The following is a 4,854-nucleotide window of genomic DNA, read 5'->3' on the forward strand; positions in this document are numbered from 1 at the left end:
GCTGCGCGAGGTCGAGGCCAAGCGGCGGCTGCTCGACCTGCACAAGCTCGGCCGGTACGGGGAGTGCGTCACCTGCGACGTGGGCGCTCAGTCGTGCGGGTGCTGCGGCTGGGGCGACTTCCCGTGCGCCACGGTGCGCGTGCTGGCCCTGCCGTACGCCGACCACGAGGACTATCGGGAGGAGTGGAAGCCGTAGGCGGCTCTGAGACAATGGATCTTATGACGGACACTGCAACGCTGCTCTGCGACGCGTTCCCAGTCGAAGGCGGCCATCTCGTGGTGCCCGCCAGCCTGCCCTTCTACGTCCCCGACGAAGCGTTGCCCCTAAGCGTGGGCGAATGGTTGGACCTGGATGCATCGTGAAGCGCGACCGCACCAAGAGACGCCTACAACCGTGGCGGGCACTGCCGTCAATCTCCTGTGAACGATGCGAGCGGCAGGCGCTCTATCGCGTGGGAGTCGCCAGCATGGTCTTCGATCGTGGGCCATCCGACTCTGTCACCATGCGTTCCGGGGAATTCGGTGCTCTGGCGTGCGACACCCATAAGGAAGACCTGCTAGATGAATTGTGCACCGAGCACGGCGGTTCATGGTCGGAGCCGCTGAAAGAAACCTGGCTGGGCTGGCTCTACGGCCTGCCGATCATAAGCCCCATCGAAGTTGCGCTTCATAACTGGCGGTTCGAACGCTCAGCTCGACGGGCCCGCGCGCCGAAGTAGCGCAACCCCCTCACCTGCTGTAATATCCGGACTTAAGTTGGATCACTTGCGCCCCTAGAGCTACACGCTCAGGGGCGTTTCGTGTGTCGGGGGACGCGCATGGAACGAGACCCGGTCGCCATCGCCGTAGCAGCCGAAAGACTCCAGGTCCCCGAAGGGCGAATCCGCGTCTGGGGCACCCGCTATCGCGCCCGCAAGGCCAAGGTGAACGGCGTCGTCTACTGGGACTACAACGACCTGTCCACCATCGAAGCCTTCGTCTACCGGGGCGAACCCGTACCTAAGACGCCCGAGCTGCGAGACGCCCACCGCGTCCAGCTCCAGAACGCGGCCTAGACACCGCTAGATACCCCAAGAACGCGCACTCCCACGTGCTGGGGGAGATGCGCCCGCTCCGCAGCCTCCCGCCCCGTAGGAGTCCCCCTGTGGAGCCCCAGGTGACAGTCCCGGCTCGCTTCCGGGGGGTCGAGAGCCGGGCTGTCACCACCCTCAGAACTCCGGGCGGATGGTTTTAGCCGCACGCCGCATGCTTGCCACCCGCCCGGCTCCACAAGAGGCCCTTACACTGGTCGGCAGAGGCGGAGGTACGGTTCGAGTCCGACAGTCGATCTGGCTTTCGTGGCTGTGGTGTAAGTGCTGATGGGGGCCAGTTCTGTCAGCACACCCGACCAACGGGTGGAGCACACCGCCTCCCAGCCCTCACGTACCGGCTGTCCTGCTCGCGTCCTTCGGGGTAATCACGCCCGTTGCGCCTTACGGGCCGCGTTGGCGTCGCGGTGTGGGGCGGGGAACTAGCCAGCCCGCAGCGGCAGGGCGGCCGGACACCCCACGCCCGAGACGACCACGAAGCGTAAGAAAACAGGGCCAACGGCTCCCGAAAACCGGGCTCTACACCTACCACGCGTAATCACCGCAGGAAACGGAGAACCCGTCGTGGACATCCTCCTACTCCTCGCCCTCGTCTGCCTTCTATCGGGTGCCCTGGTGGCCGGCATCCAGAAGGCGTGGCCGCTCACGCTGCTTTGTCTTGGGGTTGCCTTCGCTGTCCTCGCTGAGACCGGCATCCTCGGCAACTGACACATGCCTCGCAGCCCAGGCCGCACCGGCACCGCCTGGCGGCGCATCCGAACCCGGGTACTCGCCGAGTCTCGAACCTGCTGGATCTGCGGGCACGGCGCAGCCGACACGGTCGACCACGTCATTCCGCTCTCCAAGGGCGGAGACCCGCTCGACCCCAGCAACCTCAGGCCGGCGCACGGCGTCAACGGGTGTCCCGTCTGTGGCAGGAAGTGCAACAGCTCCAAGGGTGCCAACCTGACGGCGCCGGCACCTCGCGCTTCCCGGGCGTGGTGATGCTGTACGTCGTCACCGGGCCGCCGGCTGCGGGGAAAAGCACGTGGGTGCAGCAGCGAGCCCAGCCTGGTGACATCGTCGTCGACTTCGACGCGCTGGCCGCGGCTCTCACCGGCCCCGGACATGACGGCCAAGACGGCAACCGCAGCTACCCCAAGACCCTGCGAGACGTCACCTACAGAGCTCGTCGTGCTGCTGTCGACGAAGCACTCAAGCACTGCGCTGACGTCGATGTGTATGTCATCCACTCACACCTGTCTGATCACGCTCGAACCATCTACTCCGATCACGATGCCCAGTTCATCGTTGTCGATCCTGGAAAAGCTGTCGTTCTTGAACGAATCAGACTGATGCGCTCGCCCTCGATGCGTGCTGTCGCCCTGCGTTGGTATGCCTCGTCCTCTCCTCCTCCTGTTAGTCACAGTCTGTGCTCAACTCCTCAACAGTCTCGATCTTGGTAACATCCATCTCAGTCACACACAGTCACAACACTGATTGATCATCAGATCTCATCACAGATTGTGACAACTAACAGAACTGAGAACAGAGACAAAACAGCAGGTCAGAGAGTTGCAGTCACGACGGAGGAGGGGGGTGGACCACTCACGTAATCAATGACACAAAGGGACCCCGCGCCCAGTCGCCCTTTTCTCTCCCCACGTGCGAAAAGTCATTTTCAGCCCCAAGTCACTCTGTGTGACGCCCATCGAGTGACTGTATGTAAGGGGGGCGAGATGACTGAGCGTGACGGATTGCCGGGAGTGCTCGAGCAGGCGATTCTCGCCGATCTCGCGAAGTGGCGGATCAGCGAGGACTCTTCCCTCGCAGCGAGCGCACTTGACCTCGCTAGGCGCCTGGACGTGCCGGACGTGCGACCTGCGGCGGCTTCCATGCTGCACGCCCAGCTGCGGATGACTCTTGCTGAGTTGGTGAAGATGGCGGCCCCAGTCGAGCCGGAGCAGGAGAAGAAGGACCCGGTCGACGAGCTCGCGTCACGTCGTGAGGATCGCAGGAAGGGCGCATGACCACGGCAACCCTGCTGGGCGCTCAGACACCGCGGATCGCGTCCATCCCCGAGTATGTGTCGTCGGCAGGCCAGGAAGCTGTGGAGCTCGCCGTGGCGGCCGGGTTGGTGTTAGACCCGTGGCAGCAGTTCTGTCTCCAGCACGGCCTGGGTGAGCGCGAGGACGGTAAGTGGGCGGCGTTCGAGTGCGGCGTAGTGGTCAGCCGGCAGAACGGGAAGGACTCGCTGTTTGAGGCGCGCGAGTTGGCGGGGCTGTTCCTCTTCGGGGAACAGTTGATCCTCCACTCAGCCCACGAATTTAAGACCGCGCAGGAGCATTTCCGCAGGGTGCTGTTCCTGATCGAGAACACGGACGCGTTCCGCAAGCGGGTGCGCCGGGTCCGTACCTCGCACGGCGAGGAAGGCATAGAGCTCGTCACCGGCCAGCGGTTGCGGTTCGTGGCCCGGTCGACCGGTTCGGGCCGCGGCTTCTCGGGCGACTGCGTGATCCTCAACGAGGCGTTCAACCTGCCTGACACGAGCGTGGACGCGTTGATGCCGACCATGTCCGCCAGGCCGAACCCGCAACTGTGGTACGGCTCCTCACCGGGGGACAAGGACATCGCGCCGTGCGAGCAGTTGGCCCGGGTGCGGCGGCGTGGCATCAAAGGGGATGACCCGTCGCTGTTCTACGCCGAGTGGTCGATCGATGCGTGCTCGCCAGAGTGTGGTCCAGAGTGCACGGTTCACGACAATCCGGCCAGCCCGGACTCGTGGGCGAAGGCGAACCCGGCGCTGGGAATCAGGATCTCGCTCGAGCATGTGGCGCGTGAGCACGCCTCGATGGGCGTAAAGGGCTTCCTGCGGGAGCGGCTCGGCGTTGGGAACTGGCCAACGGATTCTGCAGACCAGTGGATGGTCATCCCTGAAGCCAAGTGGCGGGCTGTAGCGGACGAGCAGAGCGAACCAGTGGGGACGGTGGCGTTCGCCATCCACGTCTCCCCGGACCGGTCATGGGCGGCCATAGCGACCGCCGGACGGCGCTCTGACGGCCTTCTGCATGTCGAGGTGGTCGACCATAGGCCGGGAACCAACTGGGTTGCCAAACGGGCTGAGACGCTCGTGGAGCGGTGGGAGCCGTGCGCCCTGGTCGTCGATGCCGGGTCGCCTGCGGGGTCGCTCATCGCGGAGCTCGAAGAACTCGGGCTTGAGGTCGTCAAACCCACGTTCAGGGAAGTCGGCCACGCGTTCGGGCAACTTGTGGACGCGGTCATGCCCGAAGAGGGCGACCCGACCATGCGGGTCATGCCGCACCCGGCCCTGGATGCCGCGGTGGCCGGCGCTGTTACACGCCCTCTGGGTGAGGCGAAGGCGTGGGACTCCAAAGCCACGAGCGTCGACATCTGCCCGCTGGTGGCGGCGACGTTGGCGGCGTGGGGGTTCGCCACGAAAGGTCATGACGAAGAGGCGGCAGAGCCGTTCGCGGTGTGGAGGTAACGATGACGGTTCCGTCCATTCCGCTGGACCGGATCAGCGGCCGTGCCCGGCAGGTGGATGCTCGTAAGGCGCTGGCGTGGATCGTCAGGCTTGTCGGGACGGTGCTCGTGGGCGTCCCGTACCTGATCGGCTGGACGCTCAGCAAGGTGTGGCTCGGCATGACGATGCTGTGGGTAGCCGCGGGCGAAGGGTGGCGGGACGCTCGCCGGGCTAAGGGCGGCGTGCGCACCTGATGGGACTGCTGCAGAAGGTCGCGGACGCGCACCGTGACCGGCGTTCGCG

10 protein-coding genes are annotated in these 4,854 nt (G+C 65.1%); all 10 read left to right on the plus strand.

The annotated features are described in order from the left end of the window. Window positions 1–196, plus strand: a 196-nt coding sequence (locus tag ACIBVN_RS57130; RefSeq protein ID WP_397150730.1) for a DUF6221 family protein, incomplete at its 5' end; no start/stop codon positions are given. 23 nt (window positions 197–219) lie between these two features. After that, window positions 220–363, plus strand: a complete 144-nt coding sequence (locus tag ACIBVN_RS57135) for a hypothetical protein (RefSeq protein ID WP_397150732.1) — start codon at window positions 220–222, stop codon at window positions 361–363. Next, on the plus strand, window positions 360–719 hold the full coding sequence (locus tag ACIBVN_RS57140) for a hypothetical protein (RefSeq protein WP_397150734.1): 360 nt from the start codon (window positions 360–362) through the stop codon (window positions 717–719). The genes ACIBVN_RS57135 and ACIBVN_RS57140 overlap by 4 nt, the downstream gene beginning before the upstream one ends. Window positions 720–818: 99 nt before the next feature. Then, window positions 819–1,055: a hypothetical protein gene (locus tag ACIBVN_RS57145; protein ID WP_397150736.1), complete on the plus strand. Its 237-nt coding sequence runs from the start codon at window positions 819–821 to the stop codon at window positions 1,053–1,055. A gap of 597 nt (window positions 1,056–1,652) precedes the next feature. After that, on the plus strand, window positions 1,653–1,796 hold the full coding sequence (locus ACIBVN_RS57150; protein ID WP_397150737.1) for a hypothetical protein: 144 nt from the start codon (window positions 1,653–1,655) through the stop codon (window positions 1,794–1,796). 3 nt (window positions 1,797–1,799) lie between these two features. Next, complete coding sequence (locus ACIBVN_RS57155; protein ID WP_397150738.1) at window positions 1,800–2,072, plus strand: HNH endonuclease; 273 nt, start codon at window positions 1,800–1,802, stop codon at window positions 2,070–2,072. After that, window positions 2,072–2,533, plus strand: a complete 462-nt coding sequence (locus ACIBVN_RS57160; protein WP_397150739.1) for an AAA family ATPase — start codon at window positions 2,072–2,074, stop codon at window positions 2,531–2,533. Before ACIBVN_RS57155 ends, ACIBVN_RS57160 begins: the two co-directional genes overlap by 1 nt. Before the next feature lie 273 nt (window positions 2,534–2,806). After that, window positions 2,807–3,097 (plus strand): hypothetical protein, encoded by a 291-nt coding sequence (locus ACIBVN_RS57165; RefSeq protein ID WP_397150740.1) that lies wholly within the window; start codon window positions 2,807–2,809, stop codon window positions 3,095–3,097. Between the two features lie 80 nt (window positions 3,098–3,177). Beyond that, a complete protein-coding gene (locus tag ACIBVN_RS57170; RefSeq protein WP_397150741.1) occupies window positions 3,178–4,572 on the plus strand; it encodes a hypothetical protein in 1,395 nt (464 codons plus the stop codon). A gap of 2 nt (window positions 4,573–4,574) precedes the next feature. Next, a complete protein-coding gene (locus ACIBVN_RS57175) occupies window positions 4,575–4,805 on the plus strand; it encodes a hypothetical protein (RefSeq protein ID WP_397150742.1) in 231 nt (76 codons plus the stop codon). The last annotated feature ends 49 nt before the right edge of the window (window positions 4,806–4,854 follow it).

The organism is Nonomuraea sp. NPDC049400, from assembly GCF_044466425.1.
Taxonomy (GTDB): domain Bacteria; phylum Actinomycetota; class Actinomycetes; order Streptosporangiales; family Streptosporangiaceae; genus Nonomuraea.